Below are 23,286 nucleotides of genomic sequence, written 5' to 3'. Positions count from 1 at the left end.
TTAATGACTTTCCAAATCTTCAATCATCTCATCAATTCCTTTAAAATCTTTACCATAAAATTTATCAATCCAATAATTTATCAACAGAGGAGCGAATTTTCTAAACAAAAGAAACGCGATTGATAAGGCTACTATGGAGGTTACTGATACAGTTTGAGTAAGATTATCCCAAACAAATAATCTACTGATATTATCTCCCTCAGATTCTAAACCTAATGAAATTCCAAAGAAATAGCCAAAGAGCAATGAATAAGGAAGCAATATATAAATGAGCATTTTGATTTGTTGCTGATTACTTTTTAAGATATAGGCTTTCACATTTTTCAAATAGTTCAAAGTATCCAAACTATCAAAAGATCTTACTTTCTTTAGCTTTAATAAATAATCCAGAAAATAGACAGCAATCGGTAATACCCCAAGTACAACTACTATCCAATTATTTGAAGTTATTCCATAAAAAAATGCTATACATAATATAACTCCCCATGTAATAATCCATTCTAATTTTGTCTTATTGACGATTTTTTCGATTGCGTTCATAGATTTCATTCTTTGAGATTTAGCGGTTTCTTTTACTGATTTTAAGTCGGGAGAAGTTTGATGCCCCTCTGCCCACACGTCTTTGATTAAGTCAAACTCTTCCATAACATATTTTCTTTTAATTGCTTTTTAATCCGATTTATTTTTGCTCCCACATTGGTAGAAGAAATACCCATTATACTTGCGATATCTTGATAAGAATGCTCTTCCAAATACAATAGAATAATGGCTCTGTCTACTTCCTTCAACATTCTGATTGCTCTATACAATTCCTCCAAGCGTTCTTCTTTTTCAGAGAACTGATGCACTTGATCTATCTTTTCATTGATTTCAACAGTACTTACCTTTTTCGTCTCTTTTTTGACCATAGAAAGGCAAGTATTCAACGAAACTCTATACACCCATGTTGATAACTTAGACTGTTGTTGATAACTTTCTTTTGAACGCCAAAGCTGAAGGCATACTTCCTGGAAATAATCCTCAAATTCTTCCTGCGAGTGTGAATAAGCTCTACAAATTTTATAAATGATGGATTTGTTGCTTTCTATATATTCCTCATAAAATTCAATTGACATTAGTTTGCTGTTTTAATGTTGTTCTCACGATGAAGATAAGCCATAAATGTATTGAGTTTGCATTGAACTACTCTGTCAAAACTTTTCCTTTCATGGTTAAAAGGAGAAATCAACTTTTCAAATGAGGTTACTTTTAATTCGCCTTCTTCAAAACGTTCCACATTAATTAAACACCTTGAAGTCACCATGTCTTCAAGAGAACTTGTGGGTACAAAATAACTCCCTTCAAAAAGTAACTGAAAACGATCTTCTTCCTGCTTTAAAATACGCATTCCGTATTTACCTGTTATTCTATGGATAAGATAATCAAAGGCTAAATCATCGCCATTGAAGTTATAAGTCTCAACAGATTTGCTGTCATGGATCATAAGAGAATAAAAGTTTGAAAAGATGCTCATAATAGTAATATTTAATTCTTGTTTACTGGGTTAGTAGCCAATTTTTCGGATTTATTACAAAGGGGAGATTTTTTTTAAAAAAAAGTTTAGAAAAGAAAAAACCACCGGATCAAAGACCCAGTGGTTTTATATAAGTGAATTTCGTTCTAATTCTATTTTTTGATCAACTTGTTATACATTTCTACACTACCGTCTACTGATAAAGTATAGATATGCATTCCAGTCATTAATGATGATAAATCAATAGTTGCTTCATGACTTCCACTGCCTAAACGGCCAAGTGAAATAGTCTGTTCCAACACTCCATTCATATTAAATATCTGAATAGATACGTCTCCTGGATGTATCATATTGAAAGCAAATGTTGTTGTGCCCAACACTGGATTAGGATAGTTTCTTAAGTTTGTTTGACTTACGAAATCCTTATCGATAGATGTTGGCAACTCTGTATCAACAATTACATAAAGCATTGTCATTACTGACGCACCGTGAATATCTGTAGCAATTAATGCCACTTCTGTTTCTCCTTCAGTCAATCCTAAAATTGCGTACTGACCTTGAGAAAGATTTGCCATTACTACACCGTCATCTGATGTAGCAATTCCAAATGTCAACTCATCCCCGTCTTCATCAGAGAAGATTTCAGTAGGATCAATGAAAGTAGGTGCTACACCTGGCTTTAAGTACAATGTATCTTGCTCAATTGCAATTGGTGCTCTATTTACATTGTTCACCATTACATTGATTTGAGAAGTATTTGCTACACCGTGCTCATCTGTCACTGTTACGTTGAAAGTATGATCACCTGCACTTTCATAATCTGTTACAATCTGAATTGACAATGTATCATTACTTACATAACTGCTGTCGATAAGAACGTGCTCACCTACTTCGAATGTGAAGTCATGACCGTCATTATCTACTGCTGTGATCATGAAAGTTGAATCCATTGCTTCATCAATTTCAATGTTCGCAGGGAAGTCAACAAATTCAGGTGCATTGTTTAATGTCATCATTGCTGTTACTTCTTCCACTTCAGCTTTCATATCATTGCTGATGAATTTGAATACTGCTTTTTCTGAAGTTGAAAGTGCAGTTGTTGGCGTAAATAAAACATCTACATCTACAGATTCTCCTTTTGCTACTATTCCTTCAAATGAAGATAAAGTAACCCATGGTGTGATTCTTTCTGACTGATGTAAAGCATTCATCCAAAGCAATAATGGGAATCTACTGTCAGTCGTCACGTCTAACCATCCACCATTTACTTCAATGTATGAGATATCTGACATTGTCTCCGCTGATTCTACAAAACCTTGTGGTCTTGCAGGACCGAATGGATAAGTGATGATCATGTAAATTGTTTCACCTGGGTGGAACTGAAGAGATTTTTCTAATTCAAATGTGAATAACGCTCCTTCTAAATCATCAATTGCAGTTTCCGTTTCAAAAGATTGCTCATGTAAGATTGTAGGATTGTCAATATCACCGATTCCGATCGCAATCTCCAATGTCGCATTCGCCATTCCTGCTGGTACATACCAAGTAGAAACGTGAGATAAATTAAATCCTGTTGATGGAGCTTTGAACTTCGTTAAAGTACTGAAGCTGTTTGCACCATAACCAATTCCACCTGCTTTCTCATAACCTTTGAAGTAGTTGATCTCATCATCAAACTCTTGAGTTGTTTGAATTCCTGTGTTTTGAGATGCAATTACTGAAGCATTAAGAGATGCAGTATTGATTTCTGAATTGAACTTATTGAATACTGAAGTTGCTAAACCTGCTCTTACGAACTCAGACTCTACTGTGTAATGTAAGTCAGAACCTCCGTCAACATTGCTGATTGTAACTTTTTCTGTAATTACCTCTTCATTATCTAATGACATTGCATGAATAGTATCAGTATCTACAATCATAGATGGAGGTAAAATCAAATTAGCTTTCAACACTATAGTATCTGTAAGACCCATAGCATCGTTTACTACGATTGAATCTAAGAATACACCACTTTCTGAAGGAGTAACTGTTACTCTTGTTAATAAGCCATCTTCAGGTGATATAGTTGGCCATGGGTTCCACAATGGATTAAAATTATTAATATTTTGCCAATTCGGATTTCCAAATGTACCATCCCATAATAATGGAGCTACAAAAAGTTCGATCTTTGGATTTGTTGAGCCTAAAGACTTCATTTCCATTAAATTAAGAGATTTCGTCCCAACATTTTGAACATCAAATTCAAATTCTAAAGATTCTCCTTCTGACCATAACAAATCTCCTGCATCTACAATCTCTTCACCCCACTGTAAATCTGCTGTACCATTTACTGTTAGATGCACTGGAATCTCAACTTCTTCATTATTTGGAGACTCACTGATCAATCTTAATGTTGATTTATAGTTACCATCTAAAAGTTTCTCAGCATCTACTGTAAAATTCATTGTTTTAGAATCACCTGCAGGAATAACTGTTTTTTCTGTTGGTGTATATTCGATTACTAAACCATCTCTGATGTATGAACGGTAGAAGTTCACCATTACACCTTCAGTTCCATCATGATTTTCTAAACCAATTGTCAACCATTTACTCCAGAAATCAACACCTGTTTGATTCCAAGTCTTATACTGCATTTTGATTCTACCATCTTTGTAGAATACTGTCTCAGCTGTAGCATGTCCACCTAAGATGTTTCCGAAGTGTTGGAAACGCTCATAAGTCACCACAAATTTCTCTTCATCCTCGTAGTACCAGATACCTTTTGTAGGTGTTTCATCATAGTAATCTTCTCCACCTGCCATCCATAGTGGTGCTACCAAGTTATTGATATCATGAGCAAAAGGAATTTCTAATGGGTACCATACTTTATCTCCTAAAGGAGCACCATGGTAGTAGTTGAAACTCATTTGACCGTGAATACCGATGTAAATGCTATCGTACTCAATACCATAGTACTTGAACGTAAATGGTAATTTTACAGGCTCCCAATAATCATCCAATTCGATTTCAATCTTCTGACCGTTTTTCGTAATATCGATCAATTGATAAGTTGGAGATTCCGGATCTTCAAAACCTGATAACTCTCTCATATTGTCTTTCCAAGCATAAGAGTAAGTAGGAATTACACTCATCGCCTGTACTTCTTTCTCTTCATATAACCAATGTGACCCCATTGGCAACACTTCTAGATCCGCTCCTCCTTCAGAGTTATCTACAACAATTGAAAATTGTTCTTTTTCTCCCGAATTCAAGGTAAAATGACGGTCTGAGTTGTCCACGCTGATCATAGGTGCATGAATAACATTAGCAGAAATAGGAAGTATATATTCTGTTCCATACTCATCTGTCACAATCAAGTTATCTGACATTGCACCTGTAGCACTTGCTGTAAATGATATCTCTATTGTTTCTGAAAGTCTTGGATCAATTGTGAAAGAAGTTTTGTCAACGTCGAACGAACCATTCTCAACTACTACTGATGTAAACGAAATTGGCTTATTACCTTTATTTCTTAACATTACTGTTGAAGAAGGCATTGCTGTTTTGAAAACATCACCAAAAATGATTTCATCCTTAGTCATTGTCACTTCTGCTTCACCACCACTTGTAACATCTGCATGAACTGTAAAATGAGCTAATGGTGTTACAGGATCATTTGTATAGATAGAAATATTCTGAGTATTTCTCATTTCATCCAATCCTTCTGTTACGACATCATAAGCAATATCTACAGACTGACCTACAGGAATTACACCACTTGTACTGCTTAAGTTTCTAGCTATTTTTCTACCTGGGTGATTTACTTTAATAGTAACGTTTGTATTCTTTGAAGTAAATAACTTCTCCGGTTGTTGTGAGTTTTCATAGATATAGAAACCATCTTTTTTATTAGGGCTTTCCACACCAATAAATGGTTGATTTGAGTTTCTAATCCCCCAAACATCTTGATATCTGTACTCTACATTACCATCTGCATGTAATACAATTTGATAAGAAAGCTTATAAGACTCATTGAAAGTATCTTCATTCGGAATTGTATAAATGTTCTTATACTCCATTATGATACGATCATTAAATCTTTTGTAAAGGAATTTAGTATCTAAACCAATATTTGAATACATGTACAAACCTGCTACATAACCATTAGAAGTAAAATCTGCTCCTAGTAATTTACCCCAGCTACCATTTACAGGGTCTTTTGTATCCAAGGCAATCATACCTACATGTGATACATGCATTTTGTTCACCAAAGTATCATAGAATGGGAAATCAAACCCTAATTCAACTTCAATAAAATCAAGGAATGAATCATCTTTAAATTGTTTAGTGAAGTCCAAAACATCTTCCTGTCCATCTAACTCTTCCCAAACAAAATTGTCCGTTACTAATTCCCATGAATAACCGAAACGATGCACACCTTCTTCAACATTCTCATCATAAACTGGAATTGAATATTGTAATGGGTAGTTACCTGTGTTGTTAATGGTAAATACACCTTCATCTGTATCACCCAATGCTAGAGTATATGTTTGTTCAGCTGGCGTTAATTCAATTTTTGATGGCTCAATTGCTGATGCAACAACATTGATTTCAAAAGATCCACCATAAGTAGCATCTGTAAATACAAACTTAGCCGTCTCTGCTCCACCTTGAGTTGGTGTATATTTGATCTTTACTTGGCCAATTTTTCTAGATTGGAACGAATAAGGTTCATCAGTAATCTTAAAAGATTCACTTCCTTCTTGAGTAACATTGTCGGCTAACTTGAAAATACCATAACCATAGTTACCAACCTCAATAATCAACTCTTTTTCTAGACCTACTTGAACACTACCAAAATCAACGATATCCAACGTTTTGATATCTGATTTATGACCATCTACTCTTGTTGAAATATTGATTTTTTTCAATGGTTCTTCAGGATCATTTGACTCTACAAACATTACAGAAGTATACGATCCGTTTACTAAAGTAGAGGCATCAATAGTAGCTGTAATTACTTGCTCTGAGTTACCTACAATATCACCTGAAGCAGGTTGTAATGTAATAAATTCACCTACAGACGGGTTTTTACTCATTGCAGAAACTAAAAACGCTTGTGTCTTATCACCAATCGCATCAACTAAATAAGACCATGTCTTACCATCGTCATTACTGTAGAACATTTTGTCTTCTCCTTCTTTTGAGAAGTTGTATTCACCAATTACTAAAGGATATTGATTTCCTGCTGGTACTTTTAATACGATCCAGAATACCTCTCCTTCTGGAAAGTAAAGTTGCTCATCTAATTCGAACTTATGAATGTTATCATCTTGAGGTTCTAATTCAGTTTGCCACTTCAAAGTCGCTGTGCTTAAAATATTACCTTGGTAGATTTGAGCGTAAGTATTTCCTTCTGTCAAAGTGTTTAAGTAAAACTCAATGTCCGTAAGGTTAAAACCACCTTTTGGAGCAACATAAGCTGTAGCCGCTGTATTTGACATCGACAAATCAGTATCTCCAATAAAGAATGATGGAAAAAATGCCGAATTACAATATTCCAAGTTATATTCCTCAAACTCTTCTAATTCAGGATGATCACTTAATGACATTACTTCTAAACGTGGAGAAGATTGAGCTCCTAATTTTGAAGCTTCAGTCATTTGACCTACTGAAATTGTAGAATAAGTCTTAGGGTAGTGATTCTTATATCTTGTCTCTAAAGAGTAAATTAATCTTCCTTCTTCTTCATTCAAGAATGTGATCTCATCTGAAGCAGTCGTCGATGTTGCTACATCTGCTGTGATAGACATTGATGATTTAGAGAATGTCAACTTAGGACCAAGGTTAGTTGCACCATTAATCACAACAGACATTGGTGCCGCATTTTCCCATCTATCTTTTGCTACAATAGCAAATGAATAAGCTGTCTCTGCTTTTAATCCATCAATTTGTCTTACGTTCCAGTCTCCAATAGCACTAGCAGAATTTACTTTTACTACAGTAGCTGTTTCTAAATCAAATTCTCCTTCAGAATAATAAATATCAAATGTGCTTGCTTGGCCATCATCTTCATCAGCAGGAGTCATCCATCTTAATGCAATATGATCAAAACCTTCATAAGCAATTTCAAATGATGATACAGAATCAGGAGCAATTCCTTCATTCTCTTTTAATGCAAAAGAAGCATCAATTCTACCAGATCCTAGCTGACCTAAATAATCAGGGTTTTGATCCTTAATAGAAACCACACCTGTCAATAACTGTGCTTTCAACTTATTTGGTGTCATTGTTTCACCACCTAAGTGAGAAAGTACTAATGCTGCAACACCTGATACGTGAGGACATGCCATTGATGTACCTTGGTAGAATCCATAATCATTGTCTGGCAATGTAGATAATACACCGTTTGTTAAAGCTGAAGATGTTTCTCCACCTGGCGCTGATAACTCAATCCAGTCTCCATAGTTAGAGTAATCTGCTTTTTGATCTTGAGGGTTTGTAGAAGCTACTGTAAAACAAGGCTCATAGTATCCAGGATACCACTTACCTGCATGATTACTGTTACCTGATGCGAAAATTACAATACCACCTTTCATCGGTGAACCTTCGTAATCACCTGCTTCTGCGATAAAGTAATCAATAGCGTCTAGTACTACTTGATCAAAATACCCTTCAGAAGTATATCCCCATGAGTTTTGAGAGATAACCGCACCATTGTTAGCGGCATAAATGTAAGAAGTAGCAACATCGATAAGCGGACCGCCTAAAATCTGGCAAGACATCAACAATGCACCTTGGTTTTCACCGTCACCACCTGCAACACCTGCAACACCAATACCGTTGTTGTTAACAGCAGCTACTGTACCTGCAACGTGTGTACCATGACCTTGAGGAGCAATAGCTCCTGAAGCGGAAGCAAAGTTCCACCCATAGATATCATCAATATATCCGTTTCCATCTGAATCTTCTCCTTCTACACCGTTTAACTCGGCTTCGTTGATCCACATGTTGGCTTTCAAATCTTCGTGGTTTACATCAATACCTTCATCGTGAATAGAAACAATAATGTTGTTTGATCCCATTGTTGTTTCCCAAGCTTTGAAAAGGTTAATGTCTGCACCTTTTGTCCATGCAGCATCAGAACCATCATTGCTGTAATGCCATTGTTTTGAAAGCAATGGGTCATTTACAGGAGCTGTTTCTGATAATGTCTGAATTTGATCTTTTGAGATTGGAGCGAACTTCGCATCCGGCTCAATTAATCTTTTTTCTCGGATCACCTCAGCCATTTCTACATCAGCAAGTGTAGAGAATGATTGTACTACTGCATCAATAGATGACGAAGTAGATACCTCCATTTGGTACCATAAGTGTAATCCGTGTTTTCTTAATTTGTGCTCAAACTTAGCGTTATATGGGAATACTCTCCTCATATTTTGAGCTTCATACTGTTGAGCAGTTGCGTCGAAAGTAGCAATGCCTAGTGTTGCAATTCCTCCATTCATTGGAGTTACTTGTAATCTAGCATCTGTTTGTTCTTTGAACTTGACTCTGATCACGCCTTGTGCCACCCCATCTGAAAAGATAACAGGTTCTTGTGCATAGGTAACTGTGGTACTAAATACCGCAGCTAAAAGGCATATCAAGACAGTCAATACCTTTGGTAAATGATTTCTCATTGATAGTCTGTTTAGCGGTTTAAAAAATTGAATTGGCTAGAAATTATTTTAACCTTAATAGGTGCAGTAATTTCTGAAGCACGTCTGTCTCCTTTTTTCGTACTTCAATCATCTCAAGTAATTTCTCCTTCTCCAAGGATTGATTACTCTTGCGAGATTTCTTCGTGTTTTTGTCAGACATATTTTCTGATAAAAGTTCATCGTTAGATCCCACACAATTTTAAGTCGCAAACAACTGTAAATTCAAAAAACCATATGCTACATGTGTCCAAATACACTACTACATCAGTGCTACATCAACATTAATAACAATAAAAATTAAAACACTAAACAACTATAAATAAATAAGTTAATCCCAAAACAATGTATCCACTCTATTTCTAGTCAACAACAATAAAAACAAATCTTTTTTCCATAAAAATGAGATGAAAAATGAATTATCTTAAAAATTTAGGCATAAAAAAGAGCCTCGTAGTAGCTAAATTCACAACTTAACACTGTATAAAACCAGCACTAAATCTATTGCTATCTAAGGCTCCTTTTTAAAAGTTATATCTAAAGAAAATGAATATTTTGAATGAAAAATATATAGCTATAATAGTGGATTACGAATCACTACAAGATCCATTTATTCTTCATTCTTCACTCAATCTAGTTGTCCATCATCGCTACTACTCTCGCTGGCGCGGCAGATGCTCCTACAATTTTCAATGGAAAAACAGCTACCTTAAAACCTGAATAAGGCAATGCGTCAAGATTCACTAATTGCTCCATATGACAATACTCTTTTTCCTGACCAACAAGGTGAGCATTCCAGAACAACTCTTTATCTCCAGTTTCTTTCGCTTGTTTTACCAAATAAGGTAATGGCAAGTCCCAACCCCATGCATCAATTCCCATCACTTTGATGCCTTGATCAATTAAAAAGTGAGTCGCTTCGGCACTCATTCCTGTTCCCACTTTATGGAAATCTTCCGTACCATTGAACTTATCACGACCTGTTTTAATCAACACGATCATTCCTTGTTTTAACTCAAGGTTATTTTCGGAAAGAAAAGTTTCTATATCCTTTTGAGTAATAGGTTCAAAGTCTAGTTTGTGTTTCATATCAATCACCAACCCTTCACCATAACACCAATCTAATGGAACTTCATCAATGGTTTTCGCTTTTTGCCCCGCCACAGTAGGAGAGTAGTGCCAAGGGGCATCAATATGAGTGGTAGAGTGAACACCCATTTTTTCGATGGTATCATCTGCCCATCCTTCAAATCCTTTTGGAAATAATTTAAAAGGAAGACCAAAAAGACGGATCAGCCATTTTGCCTTGCGATGTGGTTTGTGCTTGATTTTGACACGCATAAACCATGGGTCTTTTTTGTTGAATTGAATTGGTTTTGAGAGATCAATAATTTTCATAGCTGAATATTAGTTTAAGTTTGGGAAAAAATTTGATGTTTAATGTTAAGTATTTTTTTTGAGAAGTAAGTACTAAGTCATTAAAAAAAGCCAACCCGAAACAGGTTGGCTTTTTCTTTCATGTAACCAAGTATTTAATCGTCCTATTTAATCCTGCCCTCACTCGATATAGGGCAAGACAAATTTCTTAAGTACTAAATCAAAAATAAATCATAGTTAATTTTAATTTATTTTTTGTGAGTACAACGCTAAAAAACGTATTAATAGTGGTTCTATTAAAAGTTTTTTGAAGGAAGTAATCGCAAAACAATAAATAGAATTAGTATGAGATAATTTTGAATTTGTACTTATATATTATTTTCTATTAATTAGATGACAAAGAAAGGATAAGTATCCTTCTCTATCAGAGTATCCGCTAACTCTCTACGCAACACGTGTACGTTTTCTAATTCATACTTTGTGAAACGTTTCAAGCCCATCAACATTACTTTTTGCTCATCGCCTTTGGCAATACCTGCAATTGCTTCTCTACCTGAAGTAGCAATTTGCTCTGCCGCCTCACGAATAAACACTTTTGAAATATTGATTTGCTCTTTGCAAGCTTCCTCACCTTTTTCTTCTACCATCTTTTCGGTACGAAGCATTGCTGATTCTGCTGCATAAATCTGAATCAACATGTCAGCAACATTCATCAGAATTTCTTGCTCATCGTTGATTTTTGCTTCAAATACTTGAACCGCTCTACCTGCTACCATTAAGGCTGCTTTTTTCAAACGCTTCAAAATATCTTTTTCAATGTTGAATAACACTGAAGCATCTATTGTTTCAAATGATGGAACTGAAGTCAGCTCTTTTGCAACGTCCATTGCAGGTGACACGATGTCCAATTCACCTTTCATGGCACGCTTGATCATCATTCCTACTAAAAGCATACGGTTGATTTCGTTCGTACCTTCATAAATTCTTGAGATACGTGCATCACGGTACGCTCTTTCCATTGGTGCATCTGCTGAGAAGCCCATACCACCATAGACCTGAACACCTTCATCTACTACAAAATCCAATGTTTCAGAACCGAAGACTTTAAGGATAGCACACTCGATAGCGAATTGCTCTACACCTTTCAGTTTCGCTTTTGCTTCATCCATACCGCTTGATAATAATTCTTCAGTATGGTCTTCTATATTTTGTCCAGCTCTGTAGCACATCGACTCAATTACATAAGTCTTAGTAGCCATCTGAGCTAATTTTTGCTTAATTGCTCCAAAGTTTGCGATAGGCTGTTTGAACTGCTTACGCTCTTTAGAATATCTGATAGAGTGATCGATCACTGCACGACAACCACCTAACACACCAGCACCTAACTTCGCTCTACCGATGTTCAAGATGTTAACGGCAATCTTAAATCCATTACCTCTTTCAGAAAGCATGTTTTCAACAGGCACTGCAGTATCATTGAAGAATACTTGACGAGTAGAAGAACCTTTAATACCAAGCTTCTCTTCCTCTTCGTTCATCGTAATGTTACCGAATGACTTCTCTACAATAAATGCTGTGTGGTTTTTATCGTCTTCGATTTTTGCGAAAACAATAAATAAGTCAGCAAAACCTGCATTGGAAATCCACATTTTTTGACCTGTCAATAGGTAGTGTTTTCCATCGTCAGTTAATACTGCTTTTGTTTTACCAGAATTAGCATCAGATCCTGCATCAGGTTCTGTCAGTGCATAAGCGGCTGCCCATTCGCCTGTTGCTAATTTTGGAAGATATTTTTCTTTTTGCTCTTGTGTACCATAATAAAGGATTGGCAAAGTACCAATACCTGTATGTGCACCATAAGTTGTTGAAAATGAACCTGCTTCACCAAATACATCTGCAATTAACATAGAAGTATTAAAGCTCATTCCTAAGCCACCCATGTCTTCAGGAACAGAAATACCTAATAATCCTAAGTCACCAGCTTTGGCAAAAATTTGTTCTACTAATTCCCAGTTATGTCCATCAATTTCTTTGGCTTTTGGTGTGATTTCCTGATCGATAAAATCTTTCGTGGCTTGTGCCATCATCACCTGCTCTTCTGAAAATTCTTCTGGCGTAAAAATCTCATTCGCCTCTGTCTCGCGGATCAAAAACTCACCGCCTTTAATTGCTTTTTTATTGGTTACAGTATTCATTGATCTGTATAAATTTTGTGTGTTGTTATTTTGGATGAGAATAAACTACTCGTGTTTATTCATGTATTGTTTATTGGATGTGTGTATCTTAATTATTCTGCAATGATGAATGTATTACAAAAACAACCATTCACTTAAAAACGTATGCTTGCATAACATTCATTTTCAAATATATGAAAATTATTATGCAAGCATAACAAAAAGTAGAAAAAAATGTGATTTTAACGCTTATTTTTCTGAAAAAGGTGTTTTTGGGTGAAAATGAAGTAGCTCAACACACTTTTTTATAAGAATCATTAAAATGTATTTACAATTATGACATATCTCACTTATGTACTCATGTTTGCATTGTATTTTTGCGCAGTTGAAGTATTGAGGAGGTTAGAATTAATGCATTCAATTACTAATCAACACTTTTGACTGTTTATAGGAAACAATAAATGAACAAACAATGAGCGATTTTTTTTATCAGAAGCCTTTCCCGATAAAGGACGACACTACAAAGTATAGATTATTAACCAAAGATTATGTTTCTACAATTGAAGTAGACGGACGTAAGTTTTTGAAAGTAGACCCTAAAGGTCTTGAACTACTTTCTCAAGAAGCAATGGCGGATGTATCTTTCTACCTTCGTACAGCACACTTAGAAAAAGTAGCTAAAATCTTAGACGACCCAGAAGCTTCTGATAACGATCGTTTTGTTGCTCGTACATTGTTAGAAAATGCAGCTGTAGCAGCGGAAGGACAATTACCTTCTTGCCAGGATACAGGTACTGCTATTGTAATGGGTAAAAAAGGTGAAGGCGTAATTACAGGTTCAAATGATGCTGAAGCGTTATCGCGTGGTATCTATGAAACATACAAGGAAAGAAACCTTCGTTATTCTCAAGTTGTTCCTTTGACAATGACTGAGGAGAAAAACACAGGTACTAACCTTCCTGCTCAAATCGACATTTACTCAGATCAAGGTAACTCTTATGAGTTCTTGTTTATGGCAAAAGGTGGTGGATCTGCCAACAAAACTTTCCTTTACCAACAAACTAAAGCGTTATTGAACGAAGAAAGTTTGACTGCTTTTGTAAAGGAAAAATTAAAATCAATTGGTACTGCGGCTTGTCCTCCTTATCACTTAGCATTTGTAGTAGGCGGTACTTCTGCTGAAGCAAACATGGCTACAGTGAAGAAAGCATCTGCAGGTTACTATGACCACTTGCCAACTGAAGGTAACATGGGCGGTCAAGCGTTCCGTGATGTAGAGTGGGAAGAAAAAATCCAAAAGATCTGTCAAGAGAGCTTAATCGGTGCTCAGTTCGGTGGTAAATACTTCACGCACGATGTGAAAGTAATCCGTTTACCTCGTCATGCTGCATCTTGCCCAGTAGGTATTGGTGTTTCTTGTTCAGCTGACCGTAACATCAAAGCGAAAATCAACGAAGATGGTATCTGGTTAGAAGAGTTAGAAAAAGATCCACGTCGTTTGATTCCTACTGAAGAATCACAAATGGACAACCCAGTTGAAATCGACTTGAACCGTCCAATGGATGAGGTATTAGCTGAATTGACGAAATACCCTATCAAAACTCGTTTGAACTTAAAAGGTACATTGATCGTAGCTCGTGATATCGCTCACGCACGTATCAAAGAAATGTTGGACAACGGTGAGGAGATGCCAGAGTACTTCAAGAATCACCCAATCTACTATGCTGGTCCTGCGAAAACGCCAGAAGGAATGCCTTCAGGTTCATTCGGACCAACTACTGCCGGTAGAATGGACCCTTATGTAGGACCTTTCCAAGCAAAACGTGGTTCAATGATCATGTTGGCAAAAGGTAACCGTTCACAACAAGTAACAGACGCTTGTAACGAGCACGGTGGATTCTACTTAGGTTCAATTGGTGGTCCTGCAGCAATTCTTGCAAAAGAGAACATCAAATCTGTGGAGTTAGTTGACTTTGAAGATTTAGGAATGGAAGCGGTTCGTAAGATCGAAATCGAAAACTTCCCAGCCTTCATCATCGTTGACGACAAAGGAAATGACTTCTTCGCAGAATTATAATTCTGAATCAAGCAGTTGTACATTTGAAATTGGGATAAATTGGTTAATTATTTTTTAGTCTAATCGAGGCAGAATAGAAGAACATAGCCATAGTTACGTGATGATATTCTAACGAAGAGTAGGCTAAAAAAGAAAATTCAAAAATTCCGATTTTAATTGTACAACTGATAAAATAGATTTCATATATAAAGATCCCTTGCAGTGTATGCTGTAAGGGATTTTTTTATTTTGAGGAAACTTTTTACTTAATAGTAATCACATCACCAATAAACTTAATATGAGAAATATCAAAATCAATTCTATCCTCAACTTATTAGAAGAACTAAGTCAGCAGATGGAAGCGTCTATTGATAATGATCGATTCTATTTTCCTTCAAAGTATGGAAGTGGTTTTATTCAGAAAAATGAATTTGGTGATGGTTTAATTTTTCAAGAGGAGAAGTTTATCATCTATGATGATATGGTTTTGACAAGAAGTATCGAACAGCAAGAAGACTATCTATCTCTATATTTTTTAATTCACTCTCCTTTATTAACCTATATATAATACCAAAAGCATTTTCAACTTTATTGAGAGGATCGTCAATTCATCCATTTAAGTATTTGGAATAAAGTCATTGAGTGTTAAGTGCACCGTAGTTAAAACTATGGGCAGGTAATACAGCAACCTATCCAAGACTGAAGTCTTGAAGGTTGAAAATGAAGATAATACTTTAGTGTTGGTGGAGTCAGTATCACTTGCCCATGACTTCAGTCATGGTGCACATCCCCTTTTTTTATTTCTACAATTTACATTCCCTTGTTATGAGTCATCGTATTTCTCTTGGCATACTATTCTTACTATTTTCAGTATTCACTGTTTTTGGACAAGACACGTCTCCTTCAAAAACAAGGCTCACTTCTATCAGCCTTCACAAAGAATACTATAACTTCAACTCGATGCATCAAGCCACTTATTTTCTTTTAAAAGGAGGAATTACTTTTAAAGACAATAGTCACTTGATTGTAGAATTAATAGAAACGCAATACACGGAAGAAGGACGAAAAATATATTCTCCAGGAGACATGAATATCTCATACACAAGATCTATTATTCCTTCCAATAGCAAAGATTTTCTAGGCTTAAACGCTACAATGAAAATGCATTTACCAACAGGTAATTCTGACTTATCAGGGTTATTTGGTCATTATACATTAGAGCCAATGATCCAATACGGATGGAAATTAATGGGGAATCACCTCACTTTTTCTAATCAATGGAGAGCATATATACCGACAATTCAAGCTGTAGAAAATACTGTTGCTCCAGCGTTGTTCGTTTTGAACCTTCAGTGAAATACCAGTATGATGACAAATGGATTAATGTAGCTATAGACAATAGGTGGGTTTGGAACTTTGATGACTTTGTAATCTATTATAAAATAGAAGGAGGCATTGATTTAGGCAATAACTATCGTCTTTCTGGCTTTTATGAAAGGAAACTAAGAGGAGAACCATTATTTGACATTTATACAGGCATCAATATCAATTTTAGATTCTAATACATTCATCTTTAAACTTCAATCAAAGAAGGCTTAGTAGATTTTTATCTATTAAGCCTTCATCTTTTATTTATAATATCCTTTACTCTGAATCAAGGTTCTCACCCCTTCAGGAACCATATACCTAAAGTCCTTATCTTCTTTGACACAGCTTCTGATATAAGTAGCAGAAATATCCACCATAGGAGCATTGATCATTTTCACATTCTTGTGATCTTTTAAATCAGAAGGCTTTGCATGTGGTCTTGGGTAAACCAACAGGCCATAATCTTCTAAGATAATTTCGTGGTTTTTCCACTTTTTAAAACCAGCGAGATTATCTTCTCCTACAATCACTTTAAAAGAATGTTTCGGATTCTTTTCTTGAAGATAAACCAGTGTATCCACAGTATAACTCGGCTTAGGCATTCTAAACTCAATATCTGATGCTCTAAACTTGTAATTATCTTGAATGGCGGCGTTGACCATATCTAAACGGTCAAATTCGTGAAGCAATGATCCTCTTTTTTTAAAAGGGTTATGAGGAGAAACTACAAACCAAACTTCGTCCACCTCACCACTTTGAATCATGGCATTGGCAAGTATCAGGTGCCCAATATGAATGGGGTTAAATGAACCAAAAAATAATCCTGTCTTCATTCTTTAATTATTATTTCTTCCAACCTCTCAACATCTCACGCTTACCTGGAGGGCCTGGGTAACGCTCTACTTCATAACCTACACTCACCAAATCTCTACGAAGCTGCCCTTTGGCACAATACGTCACAAACAAGCCATCCTTTTTATTCACTGCAAAGCATTTTGTAAGATTCTCTACATACCACACCTCAGGTTGTTTGTTTGGAGCAAAGGCATCAAAGAAAATCACATCAAATGTATTCTCTTCCGCTTCAAATTCCTGCAAGGTTGCTTTCTTTTTCGTAAGGGTGAAATTAGGTAAAATAGCAATTCCCTTCTCCCATTCACAAGAATGCACTGTTTTGAAATAAGACGTCAACTCATCTTCTAAAAGATCAGTATAATTTAAGCCTTCAATCAACTCTTCCTTTAAAGGAAAAGGCTCTAAGGTAATCATGGAAAAGGTATGATCAGGATTTTTCAAGGCTTGCTCTATCATTAGGATCACATTTAACCCAGTGCCCATACCCACTTCAAGAATAGACGTTTTATCTTTTCCGTCCTTCACATCTTCCCAACCTGATTTGATAAATACATATCTTGATTCTGTCAATGCACCATGATTCGAATGATACGTTTCATTCAGCTGTTCATTGAACAAAGAACTTGAACCGTCGCTTGTTTCTATAATCTTGATATTTCCCATTGATTGTACTTTTCGTTTTATACAAAAAGAGACCACCCTTTTGAGGCAGTCTCTTTTATTATATGTTGAAAGTTCCTAGAAGAACTTGTAACGCTCGTCTTTTACCTCTGAAAGCTCTTTTACAGCCTCCAAGATGTTGTAGTTAGCAGATCTGTTGTATCTGTTTTCTACTTGAGTTTGGTAGATTGAGTAGTCAGCAGTTTCTAAAGCTTTGTCTGCTTTTCTTACTTTGATTACTACTACGCTGTTCTCGTCAACGATTGGAGCAGAAACTTCTCCTTCTTTTAAACCAAATGCAGTACCAATTGTTTTTGGAGCAATACCAATACCTTGGATAGATACATCATTTAAAGAAAGATCTGAAGCGATATCCGCTTTAGCACCGTTTCCGTAAGCTTTTCTCATGTCCTCGATAGAACCTGATAAACCAGCTAATTTAGTTGTGATGAATTCAGCTTTCTTTGCTTTCTTCGCCTCAACCATTGCCTCGTTTTTCACTTCATCAAAGTCAGCAATACCTTCTTCACGTGAAGTCATCAACGTAGCAACAACAAAACGGTCGTCTAAGTCAAATACTTCTGATACTTCATCAATGCTAGCCTCAGTGTATGCCCAACGGATCACTTGTCTTACAGAGTTACCTCTTAAGCTGTTGATGAAAGTTGCAGTAGGAGCGATTGTTAAAGCTTGCTCGATGAAGATCTTTTGCTCTTCCGCTAACTCTTCAAATGCTTTTCTACCACCTTTTGCTGAAGCAGCAAATACTGATGCCTTACGGTAAGCTTCGTTGATTGTAGCATCTGAAGCAGATAATTTCTTCTCTACTACTGCTAATTCAAACTGCTTTTTCGTTTTCGTTTCAGTTACTTTGATGATATGGTAACCGAAAGAAGTTTTTACTAATCTTGAGATCAAACCAGCTTTTCTAGCTGAGAATACTGCCTTGTCGAACTCAGGAACCATACGTCCTTCTGAGAACCACTGCAAGTCACCACCTCTTGATTTAGTAGTAGGAGCTGCGTCACCTACTTTCTTCGCTAATTCTTCGAAGTTTTCACCACCTTGGATTTTTCTTAAAGTAGCTAATGCTTCTTTCTTTGCTTTAGCATCATCCTTATCGTTTTTGAATAAGATATGTGAAGCTCTAGCAGAGTAAACTGTATCTTCTGAAGTACCTAATACTTTGTAGTCTCTGTAAGCACCTGCAGCGAAGAAAGGACCATAAACTTTTCCTTCTTCTAATGCGTTTGCATCTAAAACTGTAGGAAGACCTGTCATGTTTGCTGATAAGAACTTAGTAGCTCCTTCAGTGTTCGCATCAACAAATGCAGTGTCATTTGAAGTTCTTTCAAATGCTCTAGCAAGGTCTTGCATATCTGCCTCTAAGTTTTTCTTGTCAGCATCTGATGCTTTCACTTGGAAACTTACAAACTCAATACCTCTGTTGGCATCACGCTTAAACTCTTCTTTGTTGGCGTTGTAGTATGCTTTTGCATCTGCATCAGTAGTGTTTACTGCTGAATCTGGAACGCTGTAGAAAGGTACGTTTAAGTAAGCGATTTCAACTTTATCGTTTTGTTTTTCATATTCTTTCTTTCCTTCCAAGTCAGAAGCAAAGTAAGTTCTTGAAATAAGATTTTCGTATTTGATTCTAGTACGAGAAGTTTTCAATTGCTGCTCGAAGCTTAAGAATTGTTGGTACTGAGGAGAACTAGGACCTTGTTGCTTTAATGAAGCAAGGTACATTTTGATATTCTCTCTGCTTACTTCACCAGTTGAATCTCTGAAGTACTGACCGAATTCTGGAGCGATGTTGTTACCAGAAATGATATCATCTAATTCTTCTGCAGAAATAGAAATACCAAGTTCTTCCATTTGTTGACCATAAGCAACACGATAGATCAACTCGTTCCAAGCCATTTGACGAACACCTTGCATTTGTTGCTCGTTTGGAGGTGTAGGGTAATTGCTTTTTATGCCATCGACGATTTCACTGAATTGTCTCAATTCAACTTCTTCTCCGCCGATAACCCCAACAATTTGTTTGTTGCTTCCTAATAATCTTGAGTTAGGTGACATTAAGTCTCCCCCCACCATAAATAAAATCAGACCTATTGCGATCAATCCAACTGCAACGCCAGACTTCTCTCGGATCTTCGTAATTATTGCCATGATAAACTAAAAAAAAATGCTTTATATATGAATCTGTTCGTATTTAAATCTTAATGTTTTTACGCCCTAATTTCCAAACACTCCGCCATTTGACCGTCTCACTTGAAAATTAGTCCGAAGTCACTAAGTGATATTAAAAACATGCAAATGTAAGAAGTTTAAAGCATTCAGCACCATTAAATACAAAAAAATGTAAGGATAACACCAAAAAAGACATAAAAAAAAGCCTAACAGAAATTCTGTTAGGCTTTTTAGAGCGAAAAACGGGGTTCGAACCCGCGACCTCAACCTTGGCAAGGTTGCGCTCTACCAGCTGAGCTATTTTCGCATACTTTGTACCAGGAGTGGGAATCGAACCCACACGAGGTTGCCCTCACAAGATTTTAAGTCTTGCGCGTCTACCAGTTCCGCCATCCCGGCTCATTTACCATTGCTGACAAATGAAAGTATTTTCTTGTTTTTATTGAAAGGAAGTCAAGTCTTCCTTATATCTTAGCCATTTAATAACTTGGCACTTAGAGCGAAAAACGGGGTTCGAACCCGCGACCTCAACCTTGGCAAGGTTGCGCTCTACCAGCTGAGCTATTTTCGCATACTTTGTACCAGGAGTGGGAATCGAACCCACACGAGGTTGCCCTCACAAGATTTTAAGTCTTGCGCGTCTACCAGTTCCGCCATCCCGGCTCATCTACCATTGCTGACAAATGAAATTTTTAAATGGAGCGAAAAACGGGGTTCGAACCCGCGACCTCAACCTTGGCAAGGTTGCGCTCTACCAGCTGAGCTATTTTCGCTTATTCATTCATGCTTTTCGTTTAAAGCGATGCAAAGGTAAGGCGAGATTTTATATTTCCAAAAGAAAATAAGAAAAAAGATAAAAATGAATGTAAACGACCTGATTTTCAATAGCCTTTATTTTGATAAAAATTGAAGAAAATCGTTTGGATATTAAAATACGCCTTGTGCTTGCTTCATAATTCAGAAGTCAAGTAAGGATTTTTTGAAAATAGTACTTCAATTCCTAGTCATAAAAAAGTATTATTGCGGTTCATTCTTTCAACAAAAAACCTAAAAGCAACCGAATTGAAACATTTCATTAAAAAATATTCTAAATAAACTTTTAATGATCGTTAGTGATTTACTTTTATTAAGTGTTGACTATACATTGGAGTGTTTTTCCTCCTCTATCTTTGCGGTGTACCTTAGATTTTCATCGAGATCTTATGGATTTGATGATTATCATTCTAAAATCTAGAATTTTTTAGAAAGAATTCATATTTTTAAAATGAACTAATATTATGGCAATATCAACTTATCCTATGGATTTCAGTTTTACAGATACTCTTTTCGAAGGGGACAAAGATGGATATGTAGATTTCTTATCAATTTCTATTGATGAATTTGAATCTGACTTTCCAAAATTAAAATTAGCTTTAGAAGATAAAGACTCTGACCTTTTTAGCGCTGTTAAACACAAGTTTAGCACAAGACTACATACTTTTAACCTTGACACTTTAGAGCGTTTTATGGCTGAAGTAGGTGCTAACTATAAAGAGGATGTCAATTCTGTTGACCCGGTAATGGCTTGGGCTGAACTAGAGCGTCACCTCCGTAACATCTTAGACACATTAAATGAGAAACTATCAGAAATCAAAAACAGCTAAGCAAAGCTCCGTTTTGATTTAATTGGTATTTTCCGAAGATATAACGACCTGTATCTCTCGTGCGTAAGCAGCGTAACGTTGAGACAGGTCTTCTTTTTTTAGATTTTTATAATAGTCTGAGAGGTTTCTGCTGGCCTGAAAGCTCACTTCATTGGGTTTTCTGAACAACTGCGCCGCCAATCGGATAGGCTTGCTGTAGTAATTTTCTACGGCTTTTTCTTTTTCTCCCTGGGCATAAATAATATTTCCCATCAATAAATAACAACCTATAGTCTTGATATAATCACGGCCATAGTTTTCTTTATAATACCCCAACAGCAGTTCACTGTAATAGTAAGCTTCATTGAATTTTTGCTGATGAAAATTAATCATCGACAAATTATTATAGGCAATTGCCTTCCATCTGCTCTCACGATTCTCTTCCAGTTTTTCCACATTTTGATATAACTTCACTGCCTCCACTGTGTCTCCTTTCATCAGTAGTAAGCCTGCCATATCTATATTCTGGATCGCAAGCTGTGTAGAGTCTTTTTCTGATCCTATTTCCCATTCAATGGCATAAGCTTTATTGGTATAGTCTTCTGCCTGTTGAAAATCATTCAAGCGGACATAGCATTTTGAAATAAAGTGCATCATCTCCGCCGCCTTCAAATTATTCTCACCAAACCTTTCCTGATTCTGCTGTAATAGTTCTTGATAGATTTTCAAAGCTATGGCGTCTTCCTTCACCCTTTCAAATTTACCAGCCACTTGAATATACCAATCCGACAGCTGTGTGAAATCATTGAGATCCTGATTGGCTATCAACGCATCAGCATAAAGTTTCTGATACCACTGATGTGCTAATTCATATTCTCTTTTATAGAAAAAAGTATCTGCAATTTTTCTCTCATAGGTCTGCCTTCTTTCGGCAGTGCCGATGTTACCTACCAGAATTTTCACCACTTTCTCAGCTGATGTATTTGCCTCTTGAGAATCACCTCTCTGAAGGTATACCTCTGCCAGTGATTCATATTGATTGGCTAGTTCAATAGAATTTTTTCCAAAAACTTTCTTAGCGATCTGAATGGATTGATTTAAATTCTGGATTGCTAATTTATAAGCTCCAGTCCTAGTTTGCGCTTTCGCAATCCTGTTAAGGATCTCTACCATATCCGCACGGTACTGTGTATCCATTTTAGAAATAAGGTTTGAAGCCTTTGTATAATAAGAACTTGCTGTACCAAAATTTTCTATTTCATAATGAAAAGTACCCAATGTCATATAAACCGTCACCAGACGAAAATAATGCTCCCTTCCTTCTGCTTGTTCATACGCTTCCAAAGCCTGTTCATAATAATTGATGGCAATATTGGAGAGCTGATGATGCCTAAAAATCTGGGCTAGATAAATATACATATCGCCAATAAAGGCATAATCGGGAGTAGGGTTAGAGCGTAAAATTGCCAATGCTCTTTGTATGTATTGAGATGCAATATTGGAGTAACCGTTATCTGCGAATTTCTCAGCAATACGTTTATGAATCAATACGATCCGCAGATCTGTGTTGCTATAAGTTTCTTTTGCCAGAACTAATATACTATCTGCCAATGCAGTAGCTTCTAAGTGGTAATTATTGCGGAGTAAAGAATCTAGTTCGGCTTGAATTTCTGATACTTCATGTTCCTTGATCGTCAACGTGTCCTTTTCCAACGATTGACCAAAGGAAAAAAAAGGCAATAACATGCATATACTCCAAACTGCTATTTTCCACCACCTCTTATGT

Annotated in this window: 15 protein-coding genes and 5 tRNA genes; 5 read left to right on the top strand and 15 right to left on the bottom strand. The window is 36.3% G+C overall.

Going from position 1 to position 23,286, the window contains the following annotated elements:
• The 6 genes from HHU12_RS08125 to HHU12_RS08100 all read right to left on the bottom strand — a co-directional run bounded on the left by HHU12_RS08125 (window position 1) and on the right by HHU12_RS08100 (window position 12,764).
• The gene (locus tag HHU12_RS08125; RefSeq protein ID WP_169656239.1) at window positions 1–645 is read right to left on the bottom strand and encodes a hypothetical protein; all 645 of its coding nucleotides are present in this window, start codon (window positions 643–645) and stop codon (window positions 1–3) included.
• On the bottom strand, window positions 627–1,115 hold the full coding sequence (locus tag HHU12_RS08120) for an RNA polymerase sigma factor (protein ID WP_169656238.1): 489 nt from the start codon (window positions 1,113–1,115) through the stop codon (window positions 627–629). The genes HHU12_RS08125 and HHU12_RS08120 overlap by 19 nt, the downstream gene beginning before the upstream one ends.
• A complete protein-coding gene (locus HHU12_RS08115; RefSeq protein ID WP_169656237.1) occupies window positions 1,115–1,513 on the bottom strand; it encodes a hypothetical protein in 399 nt (132 codons plus the stop codon). The genes HHU12_RS08120 and HHU12_RS08115 overlap by 1 nt, the downstream gene beginning before the upstream one ends.
• A 152-nt stretch (window positions 1,514–1,665) precedes the next feature.
• Window positions 1,666–9,174, bottom strand: a complete 7,509-nt coding sequence (locus HHU12_RS08110; RefSeq protein WP_169656236.1) for a S8 family serine peptidase — start codon at window positions 9,172–9,174, stop codon at window positions 1,666–1,668.
• Window positions 9,175–9,825: 651 nt separating this feature from the next.
• Window positions 9,826–10,590, bottom strand: a complete 765-nt coding sequence (locus tag HHU12_RS08105) for a cyclase family protein (RefSeq protein WP_169656235.1) — start codon at window positions 10,588–10,590, stop codon at window positions 9,826–9,828.
• A 368-nt stretch (window positions 10,591–10,958) separates the two neighbouring features.
• Window positions 10,959–12,764, bottom strand: a complete 1,806-nt coding sequence (locus tag HHU12_RS08100; protein ID WP_062619594.1) for an acyl-CoA dehydrogenase family protein — start codon at window positions 12,762–12,764, stop codon at window positions 10,959–10,961.
• Window positions 12,765–13,215: 451 nt separating this feature from the next.
• Here HHU12_RS08100 and HHU12_RS08095 point away from each other — a divergent pair, with 451 nt between their 5' ends.
• The 4 genes from HHU12_RS08095 to HHU12_RS08080 all read left to right on the top strand — a co-directional run bounded on the left by HHU12_RS08095 (window position 13,216) and on the right by HHU12_RS08080 (window position 16,361).
• On the top strand, window positions 13,216–14,820 hold the full coding sequence (locus tag HHU12_RS08095) for a fumarate hydratase (RefSeq protein ID WP_062619593.1): 1,605 nt from the start codon (window positions 13,216–13,218) through the stop codon (window positions 14,818–14,820).
• Between the two features lie 277 nt (window positions 14,821–15,097).
• Window positions 15,098–15,367, top strand: coding sequence for a hypothetical protein (locus HHU12_RS08090; protein WP_169656234.1), 270 nt, complete (start codon window positions 15,098–15,100; stop codon window positions 15,365–15,367).
• Window positions 15,368–15,624: 257 nt separating this feature from the next.
• On the top strand, window positions 15,625–16,155 hold the full coding sequence (locus HHU12_RS08085; protein WP_169656233.1) for a hypothetical protein: 531 nt from the start codon (window positions 15,625–15,627) through the stop codon (window positions 16,153–16,155).
• Window positions 16,152–16,361, top strand: a complete 210-nt coding sequence (locus tag HHU12_RS08080) for a hypothetical protein (RefSeq protein WP_169656232.1) — start codon at window positions 16,152–16,154, stop codon at window positions 16,359–16,361. Before HHU12_RS08085 ends, HHU12_RS08080 begins: the two co-directional genes overlap by 4 nt.
• 66 nt (window positions 16,362–16,427) lie before the next feature.
• Here HHU12_RS08080 and nadD read toward each other — a convergent pair whose 3' ends face one another.
• From nadD to HHU12_RS08040, 8 genes are all read right to left on the bottom strand, one after another.
• Window positions 16,428–17,000: a nicotinate (nicotinamide) nucleotide adenylyltransferase gene (nadD, locus tag HHU12_RS08075; RefSeq protein ID WP_169656231.1), complete on the bottom strand. Its 573-nt coding sequence runs from the start codon at window positions 16,998–17,000 to the stop codon at window positions 16,428–16,430.
• A 10-nt stretch (window positions 17,001–17,010) separates the two neighbouring features.
• The gene (gene mnmD, locus HHU12_RS08070; protein ID WP_169656230.1) at window positions 17,011–17,685 is read right to left on the bottom strand and encodes a tRNA (5-methylaminomethyl-2-thiouridine)(34)-methyltransferase MnmD; all 675 of its coding nucleotides are present in this window, start codon (window positions 17,683–17,685) and stop codon (window positions 17,011–17,013) included.
• Window positions 17,686–17,760: 75 nt separating this feature from the next.
• Window positions 17,761–19,857: a peptidylprolyl isomerase gene (locus tag HHU12_RS08065; RefSeq protein ID WP_169656229.1), complete on the bottom strand. Its 2,097-nt coding sequence runs from the start codon at window positions 19,855–19,857 to the stop codon at window positions 17,761–17,763.
• 255 nt (window positions 19,858–20,112) lie between these two features.
• Window positions 20,113–20,185: transfer RNA gene (locus HHU12_RS08060), tRNA-Gly, on the bottom strand.
• A gap of 8 nt (window positions 20,186–20,193) precedes the next feature.
• Window positions 20,194–20,277 (bottom strand) — tRNA-Leu (locus tag HHU12_RS08055).
• A 99-nt stretch (window positions 20,278–20,376) separates the two neighbouring features.
• Window positions 20,377–20,449 (bottom strand) — tRNA-Gly (locus HHU12_RS08050).
• 8 nt (window positions 20,450–20,457) lie between these two features.
• Window positions 20,458–20,541, bottom strand: a tRNA-Leu gene (locus tag HHU12_RS08045).
• A 34-nt stretch (window positions 20,542–20,575) separates the two neighbouring features.
• Window positions 20,576–20,651 (bottom strand) — tRNA-Gly (locus tag HHU12_RS08040).
• 504 nt (window positions 20,652–21,155) lie between these two features.
• On the opposite strand from HHU12_RS08040, the gene HHU12_RS08035 reads away from it, so the two are divergent.
• Window positions 21,156–21,521, top strand: a complete 366-nt coding sequence (locus HHU12_RS08035; protein WP_044211212.1) for a hypothetical protein — start codon at window positions 21,156–21,158, stop codon at window positions 21,519–21,521.
• Between the two features lie 18 nt (window positions 21,522–21,539).
• Here the strand turns inward: HHU12_RS08035 and HHU12_RS08030 are convergent, their stop codons facing one another.
• Window positions 21,540–23,213, bottom strand: a complete 1,674-nt coding sequence (locus tag HHU12_RS08030) for a tetratricopeptide repeat protein (protein ID WP_169656228.1) — start codon at window positions 23,211–23,213, stop codon at window positions 21,540–21,542.
• Window positions 23,214–23,286: the final 73 nt, after the last annotated feature.

This window comes from Flammeovirga aprica JL-4, assembly GCF_012844305.1.
Lineage (GTDB): Bacteria > Bacteroidota > Bacteroidia > Cytophagales > Flammeovirgaceae > Flammeovirga > Flammeovirga aprica.
This window is presented reverse-complemented; position numbering and strand designations above follow the sequence as displayed.